Raw genomic sequence first — 24,494 nt, forward strand, 5'->3', positions numbered from 1 at the left:
CGCCCAGGCTGATGGTTTTTTTTCGGCGATACGCCGGATGCGGATTACGCAGAAGCGGCGTTACCGGCCTTGCGTCGCGCGACAACACCGAGCAGTGCCAGACCGGCCAGCAGCATGGCGAAGGCTTCCGGTTCCGGTACCGGGCTCAACAAGATGGTATAGCTGTTGCCACCGAGATCCCAACCCCGCGACAGAATCTGGCTACCAGCGTTCAGCGCCACGCCGTTGCCAGCGCTGATGCCGGCACCCGGCGCCACATTGCCCAGCAGCGTGTCCATGCTGTAGCCAAGGCCCTGGATGACTGCGAAAGTACTCGCACTGTAGTCGCTTTCAAGTGTGACGCCCTTGGCATTCAGATCGTCGATGCTCATCGTACTGAATCTCGTCAACTGATTATTGCTAAAAGTAAAACCATTCTGCCAGTCCGTCAGGGGGAAGCCCATGGGGTCCGAGAGTTTCGTGCGTCGATAGCCGATGATCGTGCCACTATTGCCGAAATGCAGGTCTCCGACATAGGTCTCCTCGATCCAGCCCTGCGGCGTCACGACGGTATGCACGCCCAATGCGTCGCTCAAGTCGGTCATCACCCCATTGCTGTACAAGTAAGGGTGGCGGCTGTCGGTGCCGGTGTCGGAAAAGCCGATGATGTCGCCCTTGGCATTGATGCCCGTTACCGTGCTCTTGGCGCCGCCCAACGTGCCCAGGTCGCGCATGCCGCCGGCCTGGGTGTAGACGAAGGCGCGCTCGACGTTGCTGCTGTTGGTCGAGGTACCGGCCACCACGCCGCTGTCGTTGATGCCCACCGCCGTGCTGGTCTTGCCGCCCAGCGTGCCCAGGTCGGACATCGCGCCGTTGTTGTACAGGAATGCGTGGGCTGCGCCGTTGACGCCCGTGCCGACTTCGCCGACCACCTGGCCCAGGTTGTTCAGCGCGGTGGCGCTGGAGTACTTGCTGCCCAGCGTGCCGAGCGTGGTGACCTGGCCACCTTTGTACAGCGTGGCGACCGGCTTCGACGCCGCGTACACATTGGCGAGCACGTGGCCGGCATTGTTCAGCGCAACACCGCTGGTCTTGCTGTCACCGATGATGACCGACTTATACTGGGGTGCCGCGGCGTACGCTTGGGTGGAAAAAGTGGCCGCAACGGCGACCAGTAGCAATAACTTGCGCATGAGTGTCCTCTGGATAAGTAAGAAAATTGAAATTGCCAAATGAATCACATTGATTATATTTGAATATTATCTTTTATGGTTTTAATAATTACAAAAATTCCTACAGAATTATCTGGAAGGAGCGCGATTCACCGTGGGATGCGCAAAAAAAAGCCGACCCGCAGGTCGGCTTTTGTTCACGCGGCGCGGGCGCTACGCCTCGCTGATGCGCTTGGCGATGTGGGCCAGCGCGTCCTCCACCTGGTCGACCAGGATCAGGCACAGATCGCCCTCGTTCAGACGGCCCAGGGCGGTGTCGATGGCGAGGAACTCGCCGTAGATTTCCTGGATGTGGCTGGTGCGCGGCGCGCCGTTCAGGCCCGAACGCAACAGGCCCACCACTTCGCCGTCGACGCGGCCGCGCTGGCAGGCGTCTTCGTACAGGATCACGTCGTCGAAGGCGCGGCCGAGGATCTCGGTCTGCTGCGTGATGTCCTGGTCGCGGCGGTCGCCGGCGCCGCTGATGACCACCGAGCGGCGCTTGGCCGGCATGGTTTCCACCGCCTGCACCAGCGCCAGGATGGCGTCCGGATTGTGGCCGTAGTCGGCGATCAGCGTCGCGCCCTTGTAGTCGAACACGTTGAAGCGGCCGGGCGCGTTGTCGGAATCGTTGGCGAAGGTCTTCAGGCCGAGGCGGATCGCGTCCCAGCCGATGCCCACGCCCCACGCGGCGGCCACCGCGGCCATCACGTTCTCGACCTGGAAGCCGATGGCGCCGTTGCGGGTGATCGGCACTTCGGCCAGCGCGATGCGCTGCAGCTGCTTGCCTTCGGCGGCGACCAGCTGGCCGTCTTCCACGTAGACGGTGCGGCAGCCCTGCGCCAGGTGGGTGGCGATCACCGGATGGCCGCGCTCGGCGCCGAAGAAGATCACCTTGCCGCGGCAGTTGGCCGCCATGGCGGCGACGATAGGGTCGATCGCGTTGAGCACCGCGAAGCCGCTCTCGGAGACGTTCTGCACGATCACGCGCTTCAACACGGCCAGGTCTTCCACCGTGGTGATGTAGTTCAGCCCGAGGTGGTCGCCGCTGCCGATGTTGGTGACCACGGCCACCTGGCAACGGTCGAAGGCCAGGCCTTCGCGCAGCACGCCGCCGCGCGCGGTTTCAAACACCGCCGCGTCGACGTCCGGGTGCAGCAGCACGTTGCGGGCGCTGCGCGGGCCGCTGCAGTCGCCGCTGTCGGTCTGGCGGCCTTCGATGTAGACGCCGTCGGTGTTGGTCATGCCGGTGCGCAGGCCGCCGGCGGTCAGCAGGTGGGCGATCAGGCGCACGGTGGTGGTCTTGCCGTTGGTGCCGGTGACGGCGACCACCGGAATGCGGCCGTTCTCGCCCGGCGCGAACATGGTGTTGACGATCGCTTCGCCCACCGCGCGGCCCTTGCCGAACGACGGCGCGATATGCATGCGCAGGCCGGGGGCGGCGTTGACTTCGACCACACCGCCGCGCTGGTTCTCGATCGGTTGCAGCACGCCGTCGCAGACCACGTCGACGCCGCAGATATCGAGGCCGATCATCTGCGCCGCCTCCACCGCGCGCGCCGCCACTTCAGGGTGCACGTCGTCGGTGACGTCGGTGGCGGTGCCGCCGGTCGACAGGTTGGCGTTGTTGCGCAGGATCACGCGCTGGCCCTTGGCCGGGATCGAATCGGCGTCCAGGTCCTGCAGCGCCAGGCGCGCCAGCGCGATGTCGTCGAAGCGGATCTTGGTCAGCGAGGTCGAATGGCCGCTGCCGCGGCGCGGATCGGCGTTGACGATGCTGACCAGTTCACGCACGGTGTGCACGCCGTCGCCCACCACCTGCGGCGGATCGCGGCGGGCGGCGGCCACCAGCTTGTTGCCGATGACCAGCAGGCGATAGTCGTGGCCCGGCAGGTAGCGCTCGACCATGATGTCGTCGCGGAATTCCCTGGCGGTGTGGAAGGCCTTCTCCAGGTGCTCCTTCGACATCACGTTGACCGTGACGCCCTTGCCCTGGTTGCCGTCCTTGGGCTTGACCACCACCGGCAGGCCGATTTCCAGCGCGGCGGCCCAGGCGTCTTCCGCGTCTTCCACCGAGCGGCCGATGGGCACCGGCACGCCGGCCGCGTGCAGCAACTTCTTGGTCAGTTCCTTGTCCTGCGCGATCGATTCGCCGATGGCGCTGGTGCTGTCCATTTCGGCGGCCTGGATGCGGCGCTGGCGCGAGCCCCAGCCGAACATCACCATGCTGCCTTCGGTCAGGCGGCGGATCGGGATGTCGCGCGCGACGGCGGCGCTGACGATGGCGCCGGTGCTCGGGCCCAGGCGCACGTCTTCATCCAGGTCGCGCAGTTCGTTGAGCGCGCCGGTCAGGTCGAACGGGGTGTCGGCCAGGGCCGCGTTGATCAGGTTGTGCGCCAAGGTCAGCGCCAGGCGGCCGACCGCTTCCTCGCTGTACTCGACCACGGTCTGGTAAATACCGTCTTCCAGCGTGGCCGTGGTGCGGCTGAAGGTGACCGGGCAGCCGGCCTGCGCTTGCAGGCTCAGCGCCGCCACTTCCAGCACGCGCGCCAGCGGCACGGCGTCGGTGTGGCCGGTGGTGTGCAGCGCGCCGATGGCGGGAAAGCGCGCGTGCAGGCGCTGCTCGAAGCCGGGCAGCGTGGCGATCGACTGCTCCTCGGGCGGGCACGATACGATCACTTCCACCGCCGTGTGGTGGCTCCAAAGATTCGGGCCGCGAAGGGCGCGGGTGCGGATGACTTCCATAAATCTGCTTGTTCTTTCCGTGATGTATCAGTGATGAGTTCGCTTTGGGTTCGCCTCGAACGTGCGCAGGCCGGCGCCGATCAGCTCCGGCGACAGGCCCAGCGCCCAGCCGGCGGCGATCGCGGCCAGCACGGCTTCCGGCGGCACCAGCGGCGACAGCGGCAGGCTGGCGGCGTCCTCGTGACCTTGCGCCAAGACGATGCGATCGGCGCGTTGGAACACCACGCGCTTGCCGTCCTGGCGGTGTTCGGCGATGGCGGCCAGCTGCTGGTCGACGCCGTAGAAGATCACTTCGCCGTCGCACAGCTCGGCCATGTCGACCACCTGCGGGTCGGCGGCGTTGAGCACCGCCACGCCGCTCGGCAGGATGACGTCGACCTGGGTGCGCAGCACGCCGTACAGCTTGTCGAGGTTCGGGATATGGAACTCGGCCACGTCCTCGAAATCGCTGACGTCGGTGACCACGCCGACCGCGCACTTGTCGTAGGCCAGGCCTTCGCTCAGGATCATGCGGGCGCTGGCTTCGAACACGCCGGCTTCGACGTTTTTGTTCAGCAGCAGCCGTTCGCCGGTTTCCCAGTCGCTGAAGCCGTCGCGCGGCAGCAGGCGGCCGTTGACGAACAGGCCGTCGGCGCAGGCCAGGCCGACCTTCTTGCCGCTGATTTGCAGCAGCCAGGCGATCAGGCGCGCGGCCATGGTGGTGCCGTGCTTGCCGGTGATGCCGACGATCGGCATGCGGCCGCTCTGCTCGGGCGCGAACAGGTGGTCGACGATGGCGACACCGACGTTGCGCGGCTCGCCGCTGGCCGGCTTCAGGTGGGCCAGCAGGCCGGGGCTGGCGTTGACTTCGATGATGGCGCCGCCCTGCTCTTCCAGCGGACGCGAGATGTCGGCCGCCACCACGTCGATGCCGGCGATGTCCAGGCCGACCACGCGCGCGGCCAGCGTGGCCATCGCGGCCACCTGCGGGTGCACCTGGTCGGTGACGTCGAAGGCGACGTTGCCGTTCGGCTGGATCAGCACTTTCTGGCCATCCTGCGGCACCGAATAGGCGGTCATGCCCTGGCGCTCCAGCTCCAGGATGATCTCGGCGCCGTGCTCCGGCGCCAGCGCGTTCAGCGGCGCATCTTCGGTGGTGCCGCGGCGCGGATCGGTGTTGATCTGGTCGTCGACCAGTTCGACGATGTTGGACTTGCCGTCGCCGGTGACCCACAGCGATTCGCCGGCGGCGGCGGCGATCAGGCGCTTGCCCACCACCAGCAGCCGGTGTTCGTTGCCGGCGATGAAGCGCTCGACGATCACGCTCTTGCTGTCGCCCTTGCGCGCGGCCAGCGCGTAGGCGGCGGTGACGTCGGCTTCGGTCATCAGGTTGAGCGAGACGCCGCGGCCGTGGTTGCCGTCGTAGGGCTTGACCACCACCGGCACGCCGATGTCCTGCGCCGCTTCCCAGGCCGCTTCGGCGCTGGTGACCAGCTCGCCTTCGGGCACGGGCACGCCGCACGAGGCCAGCAGCGACTTGGTCAAGTCCTTGTCGCTGGCGATGCCTTCGGCGATGGCGCTGGTTTCTTCGGTTTCGGCGGTCCAGATGCGGCGCTGCATGGCGCCGTGGCCCAGCTGCACCAGGTTGCCGTCGGTCAGGCGGATCGAAGGGATCTTGCGCACGGTGGCGGCATCGACGATGTTGGCGGTGCTCGGGCCCAGGCAGACCGACTCGACCAGGTCGGTCAGGTCGATGACGGTGGCGGCCAGGTCGTAGGGTTGGTTCTCGATCATCGCCATCAGCAGCTCGCGGCCGGCGGCCAGCGCGGCGCGTCCGACCTGCTCCTGGCGGGTGCGGAAGGCCATCTTGTACAGGCCGGTGCCGTCGCCGATCTGGCGCGTCTTGCCGAAGCCGGTCTTCATGCCGGCCAGGTTTTGCAGTTCCAGCACCACGTGTTCGAGGATGTGGCCGGCATAGGTGCCGTCGCGCAGGCGCTCGAGGAAGCCGCCGTGCTCGCCCACGCCGCAGCGGTGGACGATCAGCCCCGGCAGGATCGCGGTCAGGCGCTCGTACAAACCAGGCAACAAATTCGAGGGAAACTTCTCCAGTTCGCCAATATCCAGCCACGCCTCGATCACCGGGCGATAGGTCCAGATGTTGGGTCCGCGCAAATGGGTTACGCGGAGAACTTCTATGTCTTTCTTCTTGGTCATGTTTCTATTCTTGTATCTTTGTTATCAGCCGTGGCCAGCCCGCGCCGTATTTTAACCTCTGTACCACCGCCGGCGGCCAAATTGCATTTGGTCCAACCTGCGCGTGCGTTATACTTGCCGCCAACAAAACACTGGTTATTCTTGATTTCTGTCAAGGATGTAAGCAATGACAGAATACCGTAAATAAAGCACTTATATCAGTCGCAACTTCGACTAGTTCCACCTTTGTTCCACCTTTTCGCCACCGGAGTACGCTGCACGATGACAACAGAACAACTTTCCTCCAACTCCAGCCAGAGCGAGCTTCCTGAACGCTGGCGTTCCGAGATACAGGCACAACTTTCCCAAGAGGAAAACGTTGTAAGTGCCCTGGAGGTTGACCTGGATGAACAACTTCGTTTCGCCAAGGGGATAATTGTCGTCACCGAACGTGGCGTGCTGGCGCGCGCGCCGGGCCGCGGCGACTGGCAACGTTGGCCTTTCGCCAAGGATTTGGCGCTGAAACACCACGACCACGCCGGCGTCGGCCACCTGGAGCTGATCGACGACGGCGGCCGCCTGGGCGCCTGGCGCTTCACCCTGGGCCAGAACCTGCATGCGATCCGCCTGGTCGAGCAGTTCGCCGCGCACCGCGACAGCCATGCGCTGGGCGTGCCGGTGGCGCGCGAGGAAAAGAATGTCTGCCCGAGCTGCAAGGCGCCGCTGGAGCCGGAGCAGGAAGAGTGCCCGATCTGCACCAAGGTGGTCTACACGCCGCCGTCGACCTGGACCCTGTTCCGCCTGTGGCGCTTCGCCAAGCCGTACAAGCTGCCGCTGGGCTTCGGCTTCGCGCTGATGCTGCTGTCGACCGGTGCCCACATGATTCCCCCTTACCTGACCATCCCGTTGATGGACAAGGTGCTGATCCCTTACCAGAACGGGCAGCCGGTCGATGCCTCGCTGGTGGCGCTGTACATGTCCGGCCTGGTGGCGTCGGCGGTGCTGGCGTGGATACTCGGTTGGGGCAAGACCTATGTGCTGGCGCTGGTGTCGGAGCGCATCGGCGCCGACCTGCGCACCGAGACCTACGACCACTTGCTGCGGCTGTCGCTGGAATACTTCGGCGGCAAGCGCACCGGCGATTTGATGTCGCGCATCGGCAGCGAGAGCGACCGCATCTGCGTGTTCCTGTCGCTGCACTTGCTGGACTTCGCGTCGGACTGCCTGATGATCATCATGACCGGCGTGATCCTGTTCTCGATCGATCCGTGGCTGGCCTTGTTTACGCTGCTGCCGCTGCCGTTCATCGCGTGGCTGATCCACGTGGTGCGCGACCGCCTGCGCACCGGCTTCGAAAAGATCGACCGCGTGTGGGGCGAAGTGACCAACGTGCTGGCCGACACCATCCCCGGCATCCGCGTGGTGAAGGCGTTCGCGCAGGAGTCGCGCGAAGCGTCGCGCTTCCGCACCGCCAACAAGCACAATCTGGCGGTCAACGACAAACTCAATAAAATCTGGTCGCTATTCTCGCCGACCGTGTCCTTCCTGACGGAGCTGGGCCTGCTGGTGATCTGGGTGTTCGGCATCTACCAGGTGTCCAAGGGCCATATCACGGTCGGTGTGCTGTCGGCCTTCATCGCCTATTCGAGCCGCTTCTACGGCCGCCTCGATTCGATGAGCCGCATCGTCTCGGTGACGCAGAAATCGGCGTCGGCCGCCAAGCGCATCTTCGACATCCTCGACCATGTGTCGTCGGTGCCGGAGCCGGTCAATCCGGTCAAGCTGGCCAAGGTCGATGGCAACATCACCCTGCGCGAAGTGGGCTTCCGCTACGGTAACCGCGCCGTCAACCGCGGCATTTCGCTCGACATCAAGGCCGGCGAGATGATCGGCCTGGTGGGCCATTCGGGCTCCGGCAAGTCGACGCTGGTCAACCTGATCTGCCGTTTCTACGACGTGTCGGAAGGCGCGATCATGCTCGACGGCGTCGACATCCGCTCGTTCGCGGTGTCGGACTACCGCCGCAACATCGGCCTGGTGCTGCAGGAGCCGTTCCTGTTCTTCGGCACCATCGCCGAGAACCTGGCCTACGGCAAGCCGGAAGCGACGCGCGCCGAGATCATCGCCGCCGCGCGCGCCGCCCATGCGCACGAGTTCATCCTGCGCCTGCCGCAGGGTTACGATTCGATGGTGGGCGAGCGCGGACAGGGCCTGTCCGGCGGCGAGCGCCAGCGCATCTCGATCGCGCGCGCGCTGCTGATCGATCCGAAGATTTTGATCCTCGACGAGGCCACTTCCTCGGTCGATTCCGAGACCGAAAAAGAAATCCAGCGCGCGCTGGAGAACCTGGTGCAAGGCCGCACCACGATCGCCATCGCGCACCGCCTGTCGACCTTGCAGAAGGCCGACCGCCTGGTGGTGCTGGACCGCGGCGTGGTGGTGGAAGAAGGCCCGCACGACGACCTGATGGCGCGAGAAGGCGCCTACTTCCGCCTGTATCAGGCGCAGGCCCGCAACGTCGACACGGATCTCGACGACAGCGCCAGCAAAGAATAAGAGAACCAGCATATGACGACGAATTTCAATTTGACCCGCAATCCCTTCGGCCGCCTGGTGTTGACCACGGCCGAGGGCGAAGTGCACGAGAGCGTGGCGCCGGTGCGCGCCTTCCCGGTGCAGGCGCCGGACGACGGCATCGCGCTGGTGAGCACCGATGGTAAGGAGGTGGGCTGGATCGACCGCATCGAGGACTTGCCGGCGGCCGTGGGCCAGCTGGTGCGCGAGGAGCTGGAGGGGCGCGAGTTCATGCCGGAGATTTCGCGCATCAACAGCGTGACCAGCTTCGCCACGCCGTGCACCTGGTCGGTGGCGACCGATCGCGGCGACACCGAGTTCGTGCTGCGCGGCGAGGAAGACATCCGCCGCCTGACGGTGGACACGCTGCTGATCTCCGACATCCACGGCATCCACTACCTGATCCGCGATGTGCGCGATCTGGATAAGCACAGCAAGAAAATCCTCGACCGCTTCCTGTAAGCGCGTTCTGTCAGTGCGGCCGGCGGCGGAACCAGCCGGCCAGCGACAATCGGTCGTGCGTGGCCGGCAGCACTTCATGCGGCATGTCGGCCGACATGAACAGCACCAGCCGGCTGCCCATCGGCGCGATGTCGCAGCTGGGCGCGTCCTGCGGATGGACGCGCAGGGCGCCGCCCTGCTCCACTTGCCAATCCGGGTTCAGATAGATCACCACCGAGACGGTGCGCAGGTCGTCGTCGCGAAAGCGGTCCAGGTGCTTGTGGTAGGCGGCGCCGGGGGCGTAGTGCGCGAAGTGGCTTTCGTAGCTGTCCAGGCCGAGGAAGAATTCCCGGTTCAACACCAGCCGCAGGGATTCCATCGCCTGCAGGTAGCTGTCGCAGGCGGCGGACTGGCCGGCCTCCAGCCACAGGATGCGGTCGCCGCGGATCTCGCTGCGCACCGCCTGCGCGGCGCCGCGGCCGACCGCGGCCAGCGCCAGCGCGCCAGCGGCCGCACCGGCGCGGCATTCGGCGGCCAGGGCCAGCGTCAAAGCATGGGATAAAAACAGGTTCTGCTGCGACCAGCCATGCGAGGCCAGTCCATCGAGTGTCAGTTGATGCAGGCCATCGGCGCTGGCGGAGAGTTCATTGGGCATAGGACTCCTGGTGAGCGGCCATAGTAACACCCATACACTGACCAGTTTGGTGCACTGCTGATTTGGCACAAGGCGATCCCGGAAAGCAGTCGCAAGATGGATACGCGCGCCCGTCAGTCCGGGCCCGAAAGGCCTACAATGAAGCTCCCGGATCCCAAATCCTTTGTGCCTCCACGCACGATACCCAAGCCCAAACGCAGGAAGCGCAAACCCAAGCCGGAGCAGCCTCAGCCGAAGAAAGGGGAATGACATGGAACTGGACAAGGAGCAACTACAGATTGAGTTGCGCTACGCACAGCGCTTCTGCCAACGCAGCGTGCGCTTCTATCGGCGCATTCAAACCACATTCACATTTATCAGTTTGTTGGCCGGCAGCAGCGCCATTGCCGCCATCGCGGCACAAATGCCGATCGCGGCCACATGGATGCTGGCAGCGTTCTCCATTTTCGGGATCCTCAATTTCGCGATACGACCGGCCGAAAGGATTGCGGCGTTCCATGCTGACGTGCGCAAATATGCGGCGCTGATCACCAAGTCCGATCTACTGGACGCCGCCGCCATCCAGCATCTGTTGCATGAAGCCAGACAAACCGACGCCGAGGAAATCGAACCGTTGCGCGCGGTAGCGTACAACGATGTCATGCTCGAAATCGACGAACCGGACTCGCTGATTGAACTGAGTCCGATGCAAAAGCTGATGGGTGTTCTAGCCTGATTCCGCCAGCCGGCCGCGCACCGCATCGATGAAGGCGTCGGGCTGGTCGAGGCCGATGCAGATGCGGGTGACGGACTGCGGGCGGCCGAAGGCGTTCAGCAATGTGCTGCCCGCTTTCAGGCGCAGCTCCACGTTCAGGCTGCCGAACTGGCGGTAGCGCAGCAGGCCGCGCTGGCGGCGGATGTCGTCGCCGCAGCGTGCCACCGATTCGATCAGGTGATACGGTAGCGCGCGGTCGGCCGCGAACACGCCGTAGCGTATCAGGATCGCCTGCTCGTCCAGCGACACCGGCCGCCACTGGCTGGCGCGGTACTCGGCCACCAGGTACAGCACCGACCACACGCTGAGCACATCGACCACCCACGCGAACACCGGCGCCACCGCCACCAGGTGCAGCATCAAGTGCGACAGCGGCATCTCGAACAGCATCACCATGATCAGGCCGAACTGGTTGGAGACGTTGCCGTCGTTCTTGTCGTAGCTGAAGTGCTGCTGGCCGGCGAAGCGCAGCTGCTCGCCGCGCCGCATGAACAAGCCGTAGTACCAGATCCGCGCCTCGAACAGCGCCAACGGCGCGAAGCCGGTGGCGCCGAAGCGGCCGTGGATGGCGGTCGCCAAGGCCTCGTCGGCATTGCCGCTCAGGCGCATCAAGGCCTTGATCCTGCGCACCATGTACACCAGCAGGAACAACTCCAGCACGCCCTGCGCCACCGCCAGCAGCGGCCAAAGCCGTTCGATGCCGCGCCACAGGTCCTTGCTGCCGTTGGGGATGATCAGGCTGCCGAAGGCGAAGCCCGCCATCGCGAACACCCCCCACTTGAGCAGGAAGGCCTTCAACGACGGGCGGAACATGAAGTAGTACAGCAGCGGGAAGCTCACCAGCAGGTCGCCCAGCAAAGGCCAGTCGGCCATGTTGCGGCCGTAGTCGTTGGCGATGAAAGGCACGCGGAAGTAGAAGTAGTGCGCCGACATGGCCAACAGGACGATCAGCGCAAACCAGTGTTTTCTTCCGATGCAGGCAATCATGGACACTCCCCGTGTGGTGGACACGGAGAGTATAACCGTCTATCTAAAAGCTTTCACGAGGGCGTCCAGTTTCACCTTCAGCGACTGGTCGTGGTGGCTGACGGGCGGCACTTCGCGCTTGATGTCGAGCAGCTGGTACACCGCCATCTGCGCCGCCCGCACCGAGTATTCGACGGTGAACACCACGTCGTCGGCCACCTCGACGAACTGGCTGACGAAGGCCAGGTTGCGCGAGTTGGCCGGCACCGGCAGCGGACGATCGCTCTTGAAGCGCGGCATGAACATGCTGGTGATGTAGGGCATGCGGCATGGGATGCAGTTCGCCTTGGCCATGATCTCCATGTCGAAGTTCAGGTGGCCGCACAGTTCGCGCAGGATCTCTTCGCCGCTGCAATCGGCCATCGGCTTGGCGACGAAATTGCCGATGCGGTCCGGGTGCAGCGAATAACCCCAGAACACCTGCACGCCCTCCGGCTGGCCGGCGAAGTGCGGCTGGTGGGCCAGCACGATCGACAGCAGCCAGTTGGAATCCTTGAACGTCACCAGTCCGCCGGTGCCGGCCACGTTGCCGCTGAACCGCTCCATCTTGTCGAAGAAGGCCGGGGCTTTCAGCGTGACGGTGAACGACTCCCACCACGATTCCGGAATGCTGGAATTAAAGGCGGCAGGATTGCCGAACTGCGGACGGTCCACCGCCAGTTTTTCCCACAAGGTCCAGCCCTGGCTGTCGCGCTTGTCCAGCTTGGGCGGGGCGTTGCGCATGCTGCCGAAGCTGGAGGCGTCGGTCATCGAGCCGTTCTGGAAGAACACCAGGTCGTGCGGGGCGACGGCGATGGTCACGGCCTCGCCGTTGCGGGTGCATTTCAATTCCGTCACGGTCAGCGTGCCGCCCTCCTCCAGCAGCACGATGTCGTCGACCTTGCAATTGCGGACGATCTGCACGCCCTGCTGTTGCAGCCAGTGCTGCAAAGGACGCACCAGCGAATCGTACTGGTTGTAGACGGTGCGCTTGACGCCGGCCAGCGTTTCGATGCGCGAGAACTCCATCATGAAGCGATGCAGGTAGCGCTTGAACTCCACCGCGCTATGCCACGGCTGGAAGGCGAAGGTGGTGGCCCACATGTACCAGAATTTGGTGTCGAAGAATTCCGGCGACAGCCAGTCGGTGATGGCGCTGTTGCCCAGTTTTTCCTCGTCGGCTTCGGCCAGCGCCAGCAGCTCGGTGCGGTCCTGCATGCCGAAGCCCATCGACGTGACGTTGACGCGGAAGCGGTTGCGGTCGACCAGGCGGGCCTGCGAATGCGATTTGTGCATCTCGTTGAAGGCCACGGTTTCGTCGTAGACGCTCTGGCCTTCGTGCTCCAGCGAGGGGATGCTCTTGAACAGCTCCCAGGTGCATTCGTAGTTGTCGGTGGTGAGCATGCGGCCGCCGCGCAGCGTGTAGCCGGTGTCCGGGTTGCCGCCGCCATCGAGGCTGCCGCCGGCCAGCGGCATCGCTTCGAAGATGGTGATGTTTTTGCCTTCGACGCCACCGTCGCGGATCATGAAGGCGGCTGCGGACAGCGAGCCGATGCCGCCGCCGACCAGATATGCTTTGATGTTATTGCTCATGGCACTGCCCTTTTCGTGTAAGTAAGTTGCCATGATAGTGGGGGTTGTGTTATCAAAAAAGCCGCACGTTACGCCAAAGCACTACTTCCATGCGCCAGATCAAAAATTGAAAAATATATAGACCGGTCTGGCGGGCTTGGCGAACAGGGTGGAGGGGAAGACATCCGCGCTCCTTCTAGCAAACCTGCTGCTCTCCTTACTGAAATCTACTGAATTCTGCTTCGGATTACTGAGTGGCGCGCCAGGAGCCCGAGGAAGCCCAACTCAGTAGAATTCAGTAAAAAATTCAGCAGGTTTGCTAGAAGGAGCGCGCGGGTACACCCATGGTGGGTATGCCCGCAGCAAATTACTTCTCCGAATACATGCCGGCGTATTTCAGGCCGAAGTACAGGATGAAGGTGTAGCAGGCCGCAGGGACCAGGAAGGACATCTGCAGGCTGACGGTGTCGGCCAGCAGGCCTTGCGCGAACGGCACCAGCGCGCCGCCGACGATGGCCATGCACAGCACGCCCGAACCCTGGCCGGTCAGTGGACCGAGCTTGTTCAGCGCCATCGAGAAGATGGTCGGGAACATGATGGAGTTGAACAGGCCGACCGCCAGCATCGCCCACATCGCCAGCTGGCCGCCGGAGAAGATCGCGATCAGCACCAGCGCGATCACCGCCGCCGAGTTGAAGGCCAGCGCCTTGCCCGGGCTGACGTAGCGCATCACGGCGAAGCCGATGAAGCGGCCCACCATCGCGCCGCCCCAGTAGTAGCTGACGAACGGCGCCGCGTCGGCGGTCGACAGGCCGGCCACTTTCGCATCGCCGATGAAGTTGATCAGGAAGCTGCCGATACTGACTTCGCCGCCCACGTACAGGAAGATCGCCAGCGCGCCCAGCACCAGATGGCGGTGTTGCAGCACCGCCGACCAGCCGGCGCCCGCGCCATCCGCCGGTTCGGCGTCGACGATCTTCGGCAGACGGGCCAGCGCGAACAGTACCGCCAGCGCCAGCAAGGCCGCCGCCAGCACCAGATAAGGGCCCTGCACGCTGGCCGCCTGGGTCGTATGGTAGGCCGCCAGTTGCTCGGTGGTCAGCTTGGCCATGTCTGCCGAGCTCATCACGCCGCCGGCCAGGATCAGCATGCCGCCCAGCGTAGGCGCCACGGTGGTGCCCAGCGAGTTGAAGGCCTGGGTCAGCGTCAGGCGGCTCGATGCCGTCTGCGGATCGCCCAGCACCGTCACGTAGGGATTGGCCGCCACCTGCAGGATGGTGATGCCGCCCGCCAGCACGAAGAAGGCGATCAGGAACAGCGTGTAGCCGCTGGTCGCCGCCGGGTAGAACAAGGCGCAGCCGGCGGCCGCGATGGTCAGGCCGGCGACGGCGCCGTTCTGGTAGCCGATCTTCCGGATCAGCATGCCGGCCGGCAGCGAGACGATGAAGTAGGCGCCGAAGAAGCAGAACTGCACCAGCATCGCCTGCACATAGGTCAGCGTGTAGACCGCCTTCAGGTGCGGGATCAGCACGTCGTTCAGGGAGGTCAGCAGACCCCACATGAAGAACAGCAGGGTGACGATGATCAGCGGACCGGTATTGCCGCCGGTCTGGGTCTGGCCGCCCGACATCGGGACGGCTGGGGAATATTGTTCCATGCTTTGATAGTCTCCTGATTTTTATTTAAAGTCGCCGCACGCCAGCGCATCCTTGTCGCCGGCGGCGCCGCCAACGATCTGGATGTTGGCGAAGCTCGCGGCGAACGGCGCATCGGCCGCCACGCTGAACGGCGTGCTCAGTGCCGCCAGCGACAGTCCCCTGGCGCTGAAGCAGGCCAACGGGATTTTAACCGTCTGCTTGCCCTTGCCCGCCAGGCGCCGGAACACGGCGCTGGCGTCCAGCTCCACCGTTTCGATGCCGACGCTGACCTTGCCCTGCGGCGCAGCCGACACGATAGCATCAAATTGCAGCGCGCCGTTGGTCGCCGCGAAGGCCGGCAGCTTCTGCGCCTTGGCCGCCTGCGCTTCCAGCTTGGCCGCGCCGGTCCAGGTGAGGCGCTTGGCGTCCTGCTGGGTGTTGATCTGCGCGGTTTCGACGGTGACGGTCGGCAGCTTGAAGACCGCGTTCAGGTCCGCGCCCAGGGCCACGCGCTGGGCGCCGCTGTGGACATACAGCGCGTAGGTCGAACGGTCGGCCGGCGCGTACACCGGCACCGAGGTGGTCTTGCCGCAGCCGCCGGCCGGATAGCCGGCGTCCAGCAACGGCAAGGCGCCCTTGCTGGCGTAGGTAAGACCGTAGCCATACTTGAACAGCGGATCGTAGGCCGCGTCGCCGACGTTCAGCGGCGACTGGCAGGCCGACTTCGGCCACGAGAACGACAGCTTGCCATGGAAGTCCACATTGACCTTGCCGTCGGCCTTGCGGAACAGCACATCGGACACGCCCTTGCCTTCGGTGCCAGGCAGCCAGGCCGAGACGAAGCTGTCCGACAGGTTGAGCAGGTCGTTGACGAACAGCGGACGGCCGGTCACCAGCACCGTCACCACCGGCTTGCCCTTGCCCGCCACCGCCTGCAACACCGCCAGGTCTTCGGGATGGCGGCCGGACAGGCGCAGCGTGCCCGATGGGCCGATGTCGCCGTCGCCTTCCGCATACGGCGTCTCGCCGACGACGGCGATGACGGCGTCGAACTTGCCGACATCGACGCCGGCGGCGTTCTCGCTGAAGGTGACGTTGTCCGCGCCGGCGGCGTCGCGGATGCCGGCCAGGATGGTGTCGCCGACCGGGTAGTCGCTATTCTTGTTGTCGGTGCCCTGCCAGGTCAGCGACCAGCCGCCAGACTGGTTGACCATGCTGTCGGCGCTCTTGCCGACCACCAGGATCTTCCTGCCGCGCGCCAGCGGCAGCACGCCGCCGTTGTTCTTCAACAGCACCAGCGACTCGCGCACCGCCCGGCGCGCCAGCGCGCGCTCCTGCAGCAGCTCCTGCTTGCCGGCGTAGATGTTCTGCGACGGCTTCTTGCCGTCGAACAGGCCGGCGCGCAGCTTCACGCGCAGGATGCGGGTGACGGCGTCGTCGATGCGCGCCATCGGGATCTCGCCCTTCTCCACCTGCGCGATGGTGTTGCCGATGAAGGCCTTCCAGTGTTCCGGCACCATCACCATGTCGACGCCGGCGTTGATCGAGGCGGCGCAGCTGTCGTTGGCGCAGCCCGGCACTTCGGCGATGGCGTTCCAGTCGCTGACCACCAGGCCGTCGAAGCCCATCTTGGTTTTCAGCGCGTCGGTCAGCAGCTCTTTACTGCCGTGCATCTTGCCGTGGTCGACGCCGCCCTTGACGTCGTTCCAGCTGTTGAAGGACGCCATCACCGTCTGCACGCCCGCCTGCAGCGCCGGGTAGTAGCCCTGGGCGTGGAGGTTGATCATGTCGGCCATCGTCGCCTGGTTCTCGCCGCGGTCCTTGCCCTCGGCCGTGCCGCCGTCGCCGATGAAGTGCTTGGCGGTGGCGACCACGGTGTTATCCGATTTCAGGTCGCCCTGCAGGCCCTTGACGTAGGCGCCGGCGTAGTCCTTGACGATGGCCGGATCTTCGGAGAAGGATTCGTAGGTGCGGCCCCAGCGGTCGTCGCGCACCACGGCCAGCGTCGGCGCGAACACCCAGTCGATGCCGGTGGCGCGCACCGCCTTGGCCACCGACCTGGCCATCTGGCCGACCAGTTTGGCGTCGCGCGCGGCGCCCAGGCCGATGTTGTGCGGGAACAGCGTGGCGCCGTACATATTGCTGTTGCCGTGCATGGCGTCGATGCCCCAGATGACGGGAATCTGCACCTTCATGTCGGTGCCCATCGAGGCGTCGTAGTAGGCGTCGGCCAGCTTGACCCAGTCGGCCGCGCTGGCGTGCTTGTTCCCGTCCGGCCAGCTGCCGCCGCCGTTGAGCACCGAGCCGATGTAGTACTTGCGGATGTCGTCCGGCGTGCTGAATTTGATCTCCGGCTGCGTCATCTGGCCGATCTTCTGCGCCAGCGTCATGCCGGCGACGATCTTGGCGATGCGCGCTTCCATGGCCGGGTCCTGCTTGACGGCGCTGGTGATGTGCGGCCAGTCGGCCAGCGGCTTGGCGGCCGGCGCGGCGGCAGTTGCCATGGCGCCGCCCAGCGCCAGCGTGGCGGCCAGCACGGCGCGGCGCAGGATGTGGTTATTGGTTTTCATTCGGTGCTTGTCTCCGTTGTTGATGGTGTTTTATGCGTCGCGCAGGAAGGCGCTGTACCACTGGCCGCTCTGCTTGAGGATGCGGCCTTGTGTCGGGTAGTCGATGTAGGTCAGGCCGAAGCGGCGCAGATAGCCCTCCGCCCATTCGAAGTTGTCCAGCAGGCTCCAGGCGAAATAGCCCTTGATGTTGCCGCCGGCGGCGATGGCGTCGCGCACGGCGGCCAGGTGGCGGATCAGGTAGTCGCGCCGCGCCGTGTCGTTGACGGCGCCGTCGGCGTCCAGCTGATCGTCGTAGGACGAGCCGTTTTCGGTCACGTACAGAGCGCCGGTCGGATAATCGCGCGCCACCCGCTCCAGCAGCTCGACCAGGCCTTGCGGCGACACTTCCCAACCGAAGTCGGTGCGCTGGCGATCCTGCGGATAGACGATGGCGGTGCGCAGCGGATACTGCTCCGGCGCATCCCTGACCACCTCGGGGAAGTAGTAGTTCACGCCGAGGAAGTCCATCGGAGCGGCGATGGCCTCCATATCGCCCGGCAGCACCCGCGGCGCGTCCCGGCCCACCAGTTGCAGCGCCAGCTCGGGATAGCCGCGTCCATACAGCGCATCGAGGAACCAGCGGTTGCGCAGCACGTCGTGGCGCAGCACGGCCTCGCGGTCGGCGGCGCTGTCGCTGGCGGCCTTGACCGGGTGCAGGCTCAGGGCGATGCCGACCTTGGCGCCCGGCACGTTGGCGCGTATCAGCGGCACCGCCAGGCCGTGCGACACCAGCACGTTGTGGCACACCTGCAGCGCCAGCGGCAGGCTCTTGTTGCCCGGCGCGTGCATGCCGTCCCAGTTGCCGTGCATGGCCGTGCACCACGGCTCGTTGTGCGTGATCCAGTGCTTGACGCGGTCGCCCAGGTGCTTGCTGACCACATCGGCGTAGCGCAGGAAGGCGTCGACGGTGGCGCGGTTGGCCCAGCCGCCCTGGTCCTCCAGGTACTGCGGCAAGTCCCAGTGGTACAGCGTGCACCACGGTTGCAGGCCGCGCGCCAGCATGCCGTCCACCAGCGTCGAGTAGAACGCCAGTCCCTTGGCGTTCGGTTCGGCGTCGACACCGTTGAAGATGCGCGGCCAGGCGATCGAGAAGCGGTAGGAGTTCAGGCCCATGGACTGGGCCAGGTCCAGGTCCTCCTGCCAGCGGTGATAGTGGTCGCAGGCCACGGCGCCGCTGGAGCCGTCGCGCACCTTGCCCGGCGTGGCGCTGAAGGTGTCCCAGATCGACGGCACGCGCCCGTCGGTCGCGGCCGCGCCCTCGATTTGATAGGCCGATGTCGACACGCCCCACAGGAAGTCGCTGGCAAAGTCGGAACGCTGGATCGCCGTAGGCAGGTCGGTAAGAGTCTTGGTCATGGTTTTAGTTTTTGTGCGCGAAAGGGGTAGGCGGTGCTCGGCAATCGGGTTGTGACCATCCAGCGCCTCCGTGTGTGGAATCGTTTCCAATATACTACAAAAAAAGAGCGTGCGACCGGCGCACACCCTCATTCTTTACGACTGTTCAGCGGGCGGCGCCAGCGACGCGCGCTGCGTCACGTGCACGCTGTAGGCCCGCTCGACCGGCCGCTGCAACTGGTAGCAGCGGTTGAGCAGGAAGTTCAGGCCGTTCAAGGTCATCTCGCTCCACGGGATATGCACGCTGCTCAGGCGCGGCGCGGTGAATTCCGCGCTGTGCGTGTCGTCGTATCCCAGCACCGAGACCTGCTCCGGCACCGCCACCCCCGCCTGCTGGAAGCAGGACAAGGCCCCCACCGCCATTTCATCGTTGGCGCAAAACACCGCCGTGCAGGCATAGCCCGACGCCAGCAACTGCTCGGTGCAGGCCCAGCCGCCCTCCGGCGAGAACTGCCCGTCCTCCATCCACACCGACGCCGGGTCTATGCCCGCCGCCGCCAGCTCCGCCATGAAACCGGCGATGCGCTGCTGGTTGTCCGGCGCGCTGGCGCGGCCGGCGATCACCGCGATGCGGCGGTGGCCCAGCTCCAGCAAGGTGCGCGCCGCCAGCCGGCCGCCGGCCTCGTGGTCGACCGTGAAGCACTGCTCGGCGATGCTGGCGAAGGCGTGGTTGATCACCGCCACCCGCGACTGGAACGGCCCCAGCGCCACGAAATCCTGGTCCTCCAGCGCATTGCTCATCACGATCAAGCCGTCGCTGCCGCGCTCGATCAGGAAGTTGACGCCCTCGATCGCCTGCTGCCGGGCGTCGCCCTCGCCGACGCCGAAGGCCACCACCATGTTCAGCCCGCTGGCCCGCAGCGCCGTGTAGATCGACTGCAGGATCGGCGTGTAGAACGTCCCGCTCAAATACGGGATGTACACCCCGATCATCTGCGAGCTGCCCGACAGCAGCGAGCGCGCCGCGTGCGACGGCCGGAACTCCAGCTGCTCGATCGCCTTGCGCACCTTTTCCAAGGTCGCCTGCGACACCGAACCCTTGCCGCTGATCACGCGCGACGCTGTGCCCAGCCCTACTCCCGCCAGGCGGGCTACGTCTTTGATGGTTGCCACAGCTTCCCTTATCCGTTCAGTCGGCGGCAAGCATACCCCATCGCGCCCGGCGGTGACAAGCGCGCCGGCGCGCTCAATCGCGCAGCGCGGCGGCAATGCTCTTCTGCGCCTTCTCCACCGGCATGCGGGTGTTCCAGAACGCCGTCAGCACATCCTGCAAGGCGCCGTTCTGGTCCGGCGTCAGATAGACCTCGATCATGCCCAGCGGCCGTGTCTTGTCCTTCATGATCGCCATGCCGGCCTGGGCGCAGGCGTCCATCGACGTCACGTCGATATCGCTGCGCACCGGCAGCGAGCCTTTCAGTTTGCTGAACGCCAGCTGCGCGGCCGGCGCCAGCATGCTGGTGGCCAGCAGCTTCTGCGCCTTGACGGCGTCGGCGTTGGTGGTTTTCGGGAACACGAAGGCGTCGCCCGAGATCAGGTAGGGCACGGCCGGCCCCAGGCCGGCGATGCAGCCGTAGTCCTTGCCGGCGCTTTGCTTGGCGGCGGCGAACTCGCCCTTGGCCCAGTCGCCCATGATCTGCACCCCGGCCTTGCCGCTGATCAGCATGGCGGTGGCGTCGTTCCAGTTGCGGTTCGGCGAGCCGGGGTCGACATAGCCCTGCAGCCGCTTGAAGGCCACCAGCACCTTCCTGAACGCTTCCGAATTGAGCGCCTTGGGATCGCGCTCGCGCAGCACCTGCAGGTACAGCTCGCGGCCGCCGACGTTGGCCAGCATGGCCTGGAACACGATGTTTTCCTGCCACGGCTGGCCGCCGTGCGCCAGGCCGACCAGGCCGGCCGCCTTCAGCTGGTCGAGCGCGGCGAACAGCTCGTCGGGCGTGGCCGGCTCCTTGACGATGCCGGCCTTCCTGAACGCCGCCTTCGAATACCAGATCCAGGTCGACATGTGGATGTCGACCGGCAGCGCGTAGTAATGGCCCTTGACGCGGACCACGTCGAGCAGCGGCGCCGGCATCAGCTGGTCCCAGTGGTCGCGCGCGGCGATGTCGTCGACGTTGTTGAGCGAGCCCTGGTCGATCAGGTCGCGGAACTGCTTGGTGGTGTTGAACTGGGCGGCGGTGGGCGGATTGCCGCCGACGATGCGGTTGATCGCCACCGCCTTGGCCTGGTCGGCGCCGGCCACGGCCGTGTCGACCCAGACGCCGCCGGCGGCGCGGTAGGCATCGGCGAACTTGCGCACGGCGGCCGACTCGCTGCTGGAAGTCCACCAGTGCATCACTTCGGCGCGCGGCGCGGCGGCCGGCGCGGCCGCGTGGCTGGCGCCGCCGGCGGCCAAGACCACGGCCCCCGCCAGCGCGGCCAGCAGCGACGCGGCCGGGCCGCCCCTACGGTGATAGCTCATCCTGTCTCCTTGTCCGCCGATGTGCCCCGGCGCTGTGTTGGTCTGGTATGCGATCTTAGCCGTTGCCGCCGTGCCGGGCAAAAAAACCGGCGCCCCGGCAACTGCGCGACCGAAGAGACACGGTACATGGAACCAGCTTTGGAAACGTTACCATACGATGCCGACGAATATATCACCCCTTGTTTTGGGGTGTCAACCGACAATTGCGGCGGCCGGCGCCACGCCGGCCGCCGCCGTGCTTACACGTTTTCCGGCACGAACACGCGCAGCCGGTGGCCGTCGCGGTCGACGGCGACGAAGGTGTAGCCGAAGTCCAGCGCCACCGGGCGCTGGGCGATGGTGACGCCGCGCGCCGACCAGTCGGCGTGCATGTCGTTGACCACGGTGCGGTCGCCGACGCTGATGCACAGCTCGCCGCCGCCGCCGGACGCCAGCGTCTTCGGCTCGACATGGTCGCGCGACCACAGGCCCAGCTTCAGGCCGGACTCCAGCACGAACAGCGCGAAGGTCGGCGCGACGTCGACCGGCTGCTGGCCCAGCAGGTCGGCGTAATAAGTGGCGCTGGCGACGGGATCGGCGACGTACAGCAGAACATAGTTGGGGCTGATCATGGTGATACTCCTGGTGGTTGATAAGGGTAGTCGCGGCGCGCTGTCCCGGCGCCGCATGAACAGAATGTTAACGGCAGGCTGTGACAGTTTCTGTCAGGAGCATCGCGCTTGTCGTCGATCAAACTCAAATATTTCCGGCTGGATAGACTGGAGCGGTATCGACACCCAGGAGGCCGCGCATGCAGACCCACCGCCGCTGGCCGCGCCGGCAGCGCGGCGCCCTCGCCCTGATGCTGGGCGTGGCCATGACCGGCCTGCTGCTGCTGGTCGGCCTGGCGCTCGACCTCGGCCAGCTGTACACCCGCAAGGCCGAGCTGCAACTGCTGGCCGACGCCACCGCGCTGGCCGCCGCGCGCGAACTGAACGGCACCGCCGCCGGCGTCGCCAGCGCGCTGACCAAGGCCGCCAACGCCGCCGCCGTCGCGCAATACCAGTTCGGCCAGCTGCCGGTGGCCTGGTCGAGCGCCGCCCTGCGCTTCAGCGCCTCGCCGGACGCGGCCGGCCCGTGGCTGGACGCCGGCGCCGCCCAGGCCGCGCCGGACGGCCTGCTGTACGCGCGCAGCGACAGCGGCCTGCTCGCCGCCGCCCACGGCCAGCTGCAAACCGTGTTCATGCGGCTGCTGTCGGGCAGCCTGAACACGGTCAGCACCTCGGCGCGCGCGCTGGCCGGCCGCCTGACCATCGCCGCCACGCCGCTGGCGGTGTGCGCGCTGTCGAACACGGCCGCCGCCGCCCGCCTCAACCCCGGCGCGACCCCGCTCAACGAGCTGGTCGAATACGGCTTCCGGCGCGGCGTCGGCTACGACCTGATGCAACTGAACCCGAACGGCCTGGCGCCGGAACATTTCGCCATCGACCCGCTGTCGCCGCCCGGCGCCGCCGGCAGCGCCGCCAACACCGCCGACAGCGTGCTCACCCCCTATGTGTGCGCCGGCACGCTGCAGATCCCGCGCCTGCAGGGCGGCGCCATCACCGTCAGCCGCGGCTTCCCGCTGGCCAGCCAGTTCGCGCAGCTCAATTCGCGCTTCGACCAGTACGCCGGCGGCGCCTGCTCGCCCAACGGCGCCCCGCCCGACGCCAACATCAAATCCTATGTCTACACCACGATCCCCTGGATGAGCACGGCGCGCAACGGCCAGGGCGCCAAGCAGTTCGCCGACGCCGCCAGCAACAAGCTGTGGACCGTGGCCGATCCGCTGCCCTCGCCGGCCGGCACGCTGAGCGCCGACTACGGCCCGCTGTGGTCCTACGCCAAGGCGGTGCAATATTCCGCCTACGTGGCCGGCGCGGCCGAGCCGGCCGGCGGCTACGCCACCTTCGGCACCGGCCACTGGGCCACGCTGTACGCGCCCGGCGCGCCGGCCGCCAGCGGCTACCCGGCCAGCACGCCCTACCAGGCGGTGGTGGGCGCCAACTTCCAGGCGCCGTCCACCGCCAACCTGCCCGGCCTGCGCCAGCGCCGCGTGCTCAACGTGGCGCTGCTGGCCTGCCCGGTGGCGGCCGGCGCCAGCGCCAGCGCCACCGTGCTGGCGGTGGGGCGCTTCTTCATGACGGCGCCGGCGAGCGCCACCACCCTCCACGCCGAGTTCGCCGGCGCGGTGCCGGACCAGGCGCTGGGCGGCGCCGTCGAGCTGCTGCCATGAGCCGGCCCGCCCCGCCCCGCCGCCGGCGCGGCATCGCCGCCGTGGAGATGGCGCTGATCCTGCCGATCTTCATACTGCTGCTGGCGCTGCCGCTGTTTCTCGGGCGCGCGCTGTACCACTACCAGATCATGCAGCGCGCCGCCCACGACGCCGCGCGCTACCTGTCCTCGTGCGCGACGGTCGACTTCAAGTCGCCGGCCCGCACGGCCGCCGTGGCGGCCGTCGCCAGCGCCATCGTCGCCGCCGAACTCGACGGCAGCAACCCCGGCTCCTACCCGCCGGTCGTCAGCGTCAACTGCGACGGCGGCCAGTGTTCCGGCTTCTTCATGCCCACCACCATCACCGTCCAGGTCGCCGCCCTGCTGGAGGACGACGTGCTCCCCGACTATTCCTACGAGCTGCTGGGGGCCAGCGGCATGGGGCTGAGCGTCACCGTGGCCATGCACTATGTCGGCAACTAAGCCCCGCCGGCGCGGCGTCATCACGGTCGAATTCGGCCTGCTGTCGCTGTTGTTTTTCACGCTGCTGTTCGCCGTCATGGAAGTGGCGCGCGCGATGTACCTGTTGACTACCCTGCAGGAGGCGACGCGGCGCGCCGCCGCGCTGGCCGCCGTGAGCGACTTCAGCGACCCGGCCGCGATGGACCGGGTGCGCCAGACGGCGCTGCTGCGCGACGGTCCCGGCATGCTGACGCTGGGCCAGCCGGTCACCGACGCCCACCTGCGCATCGACTACCTGTCGCTGGCGCGCGGCGCCAACGGCGACCTGACGCTCACCGCCATCCCGAGCGGCAACCTGCCGGCCTGCGTGGCGCGCGCCCGCCTCAACTGCATCGCCGATCCGAACGGCGCCGGCTGCATCCGCTTCGTGCGCGTCCGGCTGTGCGCGCCGAGCAGCAACGGCTGCGAGGCGGTGGGCTACCAGAGCATCATGCCCTTGTTCAGCCTGCCGGCGACGCTGCCGACCGCCACCGCGATCGCCAGGGCCGAGTCGCTGGGCTTGCAGGCCGGCAGCCCGCTGTGTCCGTAGCGGC

At 66.3% G+C, this 24,494-nt stretch carries 18 protein-coding genes; 6 read left to right on the forward strand and 12 right to left on the reverse strand.

Annotated elements, in window-relative coordinates; translation table 11 throughout:
- Positions 1 to 44: 44 nt before the first annotated feature.
- From AC1RMD_RS05665 to AC1RMD_RS05675, 3 genes are all read right to left on the reverse strand, one after another.
- Positions 45 to 1,172 (reverse strand): PEP-CTERM sorting domain-containing protein, encoded by a 1,128-nt coding sequence (locus AC1RMD_RS05665; protein ID WP_492924471.1) that lies wholly within the window; start codon positions 1,170 to 1,172, stop codon positions 45 to 47.
- Positions 1,173 to 1,364: 192 nt separating this feature from the next.
- On the reverse strand, positions 1,365 to 3,935 hold the full coding sequence (gene cphA, locus AC1RMD_RS05670; protein WP_492924473.1) for a cyanophycin synthetase: 2,571 nt from the start codon (positions 3,933 to 3,935) through the stop codon (positions 1,365 to 1,367).
- Positions 3,936 to 3,962: 27 nt separating this feature from the next.
- Entirely contained in the window at positions 3,963 to 6,128 is a 2,166-nt protein-coding gene (locus tag AC1RMD_RS05675) for a cyanophycin synthetase (protein ID WP_492924475.1), read from the reverse strand.
- A gap of 261 nt (positions 6,129 to 6,389) precedes the next feature.
- On the opposite strand from AC1RMD_RS05675, the gene AC1RMD_RS05680 reads away from it, so the two are divergent.
- Together AC1RMD_RS05680 and AC1RMD_RS05685 are read left to right on the forward strand one after the other, a co-directional pair.
- Entirely contained in the window at positions 6,390 to 8,663 is a 2,274-nt protein-coding gene (locus AC1RMD_RS05680; RefSeq protein ID WP_492924477.1) for a cyanophycin metabolism-associated ABC transporter, read from the forward strand.
- Positions 8,664 to 8,675: 12 nt separating this feature from the next.
- Positions 8,676 to 9,143 carry a cyanophycin metabolism-associated DUF1854 family protein gene (locus AC1RMD_RS05685; protein WP_492924479.1) on the forward strand — a complete coding sequence of 156 codons (468 nt, stop codon included), beginning with the start codon at positions 8,676 to 8,678 and terminating at the stop codon, positions 9,141 to 9,143.
- A 10-nt stretch (positions 9,144 to 9,153) separates the two neighbouring features.
- Here AC1RMD_RS05685 and AC1RMD_RS05690 read toward each other — a convergent pair whose 3' ends face one another.
- Positions 9,154 to 9,777, reverse strand: coding sequence for a 2OG-Fe(II) oxygenase (locus tag AC1RMD_RS05690; RefSeq protein WP_492924481.1), 624 nt, complete (start codon positions 9,775 to 9,777; stop codon positions 9,154 to 9,156).
- 250 nt (positions 9,778 to 10,027) lie between these two features.
- On the opposite strand from AC1RMD_RS05690, the gene AC1RMD_RS05695 reads away from it, so the two are divergent.
- The gene (locus AC1RMD_RS05695; protein ID WP_492924483.1) at positions 10,028 to 10,492 is read left to right on the forward strand and encodes a hypothetical protein; all 465 of its coding nucleotides are present in this window, start codon (positions 10,028 to 10,030) and stop codon (positions 10,490 to 10,492) included.
- Here AC1RMD_RS05695 and AC1RMD_RS05700 read toward each other — a convergent pair.
- From AC1RMD_RS05700 to AC1RMD_RS05735, 8 genes are all read right to left on the reverse strand, one after another.
- On the reverse strand, positions 10,484 to 11,518 hold the full coding sequence (locus AC1RMD_RS05700) for a hypothetical protein (RefSeq protein WP_492924485.1): 1,035 nt from the start codon (positions 11,516 to 11,518) through the stop codon (positions 10,484 to 10,486). The two genes, AC1RMD_RS05695 and AC1RMD_RS05700, sit on opposite strands and share 9 nt — an antisense overlap.
- 39 nt (positions 11,519 to 11,557) lie before the next feature.
- Positions 11,558 to 13,129, reverse strand: a complete 1,572-nt coding sequence (locus tag AC1RMD_RS05705; protein WP_492924487.1) for an oleate hydratase — start codon at positions 13,127 to 13,129, stop codon at positions 11,558 to 11,560.
- Positions 13,130 to 13,475: 346 nt separating this feature from the next.
- Positions 13,476 to 14,765, reverse strand: coding sequence for a sugar MFS transporter (locus AC1RMD_RS05710; RefSeq protein ID WP_492924489.1), 1,290 nt, complete (start codon positions 14,763 to 14,765; stop codon positions 13,476 to 13,478).
- 21 nt (positions 14,766 to 14,786) lie between these two features.
- Positions 14,787 to 17,315, reverse strand: coding sequence for a glycoside hydrolase family 3 protein (locus AC1RMD_RS05715; protein WP_492924491.1), 2,529 nt, complete (start codon positions 17,313 to 17,315; stop codon positions 14,787 to 14,789).
- A gap of 30 nt (positions 17,316 to 17,345) precedes the next feature.
- The gene (locus tag AC1RMD_RS05720; RefSeq protein WP_492924493.1) at positions 17,346 to 18,710 is read right to left on the reverse strand and encodes a GH1 family beta-glucosidase; all 1,365 of its coding nucleotides are present in this window, start codon (positions 18,708 to 18,710) and stop codon (positions 17,346 to 17,348) included.
- A gap of 135 nt (positions 18,711 to 18,845) precedes the next feature.
- Positions 18,846 to 19,862 (reverse strand): LacI family DNA-binding transcriptional regulator, encoded by a 1,017-nt coding sequence (locus AC1RMD_RS05725; protein ID WP_492924495.1) that lies wholly within the window; start codon positions 19,860 to 19,862, stop codon positions 18,846 to 18,848.
- 73 nt (positions 19,863 to 19,935) lie between these two features.
- Positions 19,936 to 21,207 (reverse strand): ABC transporter substrate-binding protein, encoded by a 1,272-nt coding sequence (locus AC1RMD_RS05730; protein ID WP_492924497.1) that lies wholly within the window; start codon positions 21,205 to 21,207, stop codon positions 19,936 to 19,938.
- A 239-nt stretch (positions 21,208 to 21,446) separates the two neighbouring features.
- Positions 21,447 to 21,818 carry a VOC family protein gene (locus tag AC1RMD_RS05735; protein WP_492924499.1) on the reverse strand — a complete coding sequence of 124 codons (372 nt, stop codon included), beginning with the start codon at positions 21,816 to 21,818 and terminating at the stop codon, positions 21,447 to 21,449.
- 179 nt (positions 21,819 to 21,997) lie between these two features.
- On the opposite strand from AC1RMD_RS05735, the gene AC1RMD_RS05740 reads away from it, so the two are divergent.
- The 3 genes from AC1RMD_RS05740 to AC1RMD_RS05750 are packed head-to-tail and all read left to right on the forward strand — an operon-like array spanning position 21,998 to position 24,490.
- A complete protein-coding gene (locus tag AC1RMD_RS05740) occupies positions 21,998 to 23,461 on the forward strand; it encodes a pilus assembly protein TadG-related protein (protein ID WP_492924501.1) in 1,464 nt (487 codons plus the stop codon).
- Complete coding sequence (locus AC1RMD_RS05745; protein ID WP_492924503.1) at positions 23,458 to 23,922, forward strand: TadE/TadG family type IV pilus assembly protein; 465 nt, start codon at positions 23,458 to 23,460, stop codon at positions 23,920 to 23,922. Before AC1RMD_RS05740 ends, AC1RMD_RS05745 begins: the two co-directional genes overlap by 4 nt.
- Positions 23,909 to 24,490, forward strand: coding sequence for a TadE/TadG family type IV pilus assembly protein (locus AC1RMD_RS05750; RefSeq protein WP_492924505.1), 582 nt, complete (start codon positions 23,909 to 23,911; stop codon positions 24,488 to 24,490). Before AC1RMD_RS05745 ends, AC1RMD_RS05750 begins: the two co-directional genes overlap by 14 nt.
- The last annotated feature ends 4 nt before the right edge of the window (positions 24,491 to 24,494 follow it).

The sequence above is a fragment of the Duganella sp. GW822-FHT06D06 genome (assembly GCF_058799615.1).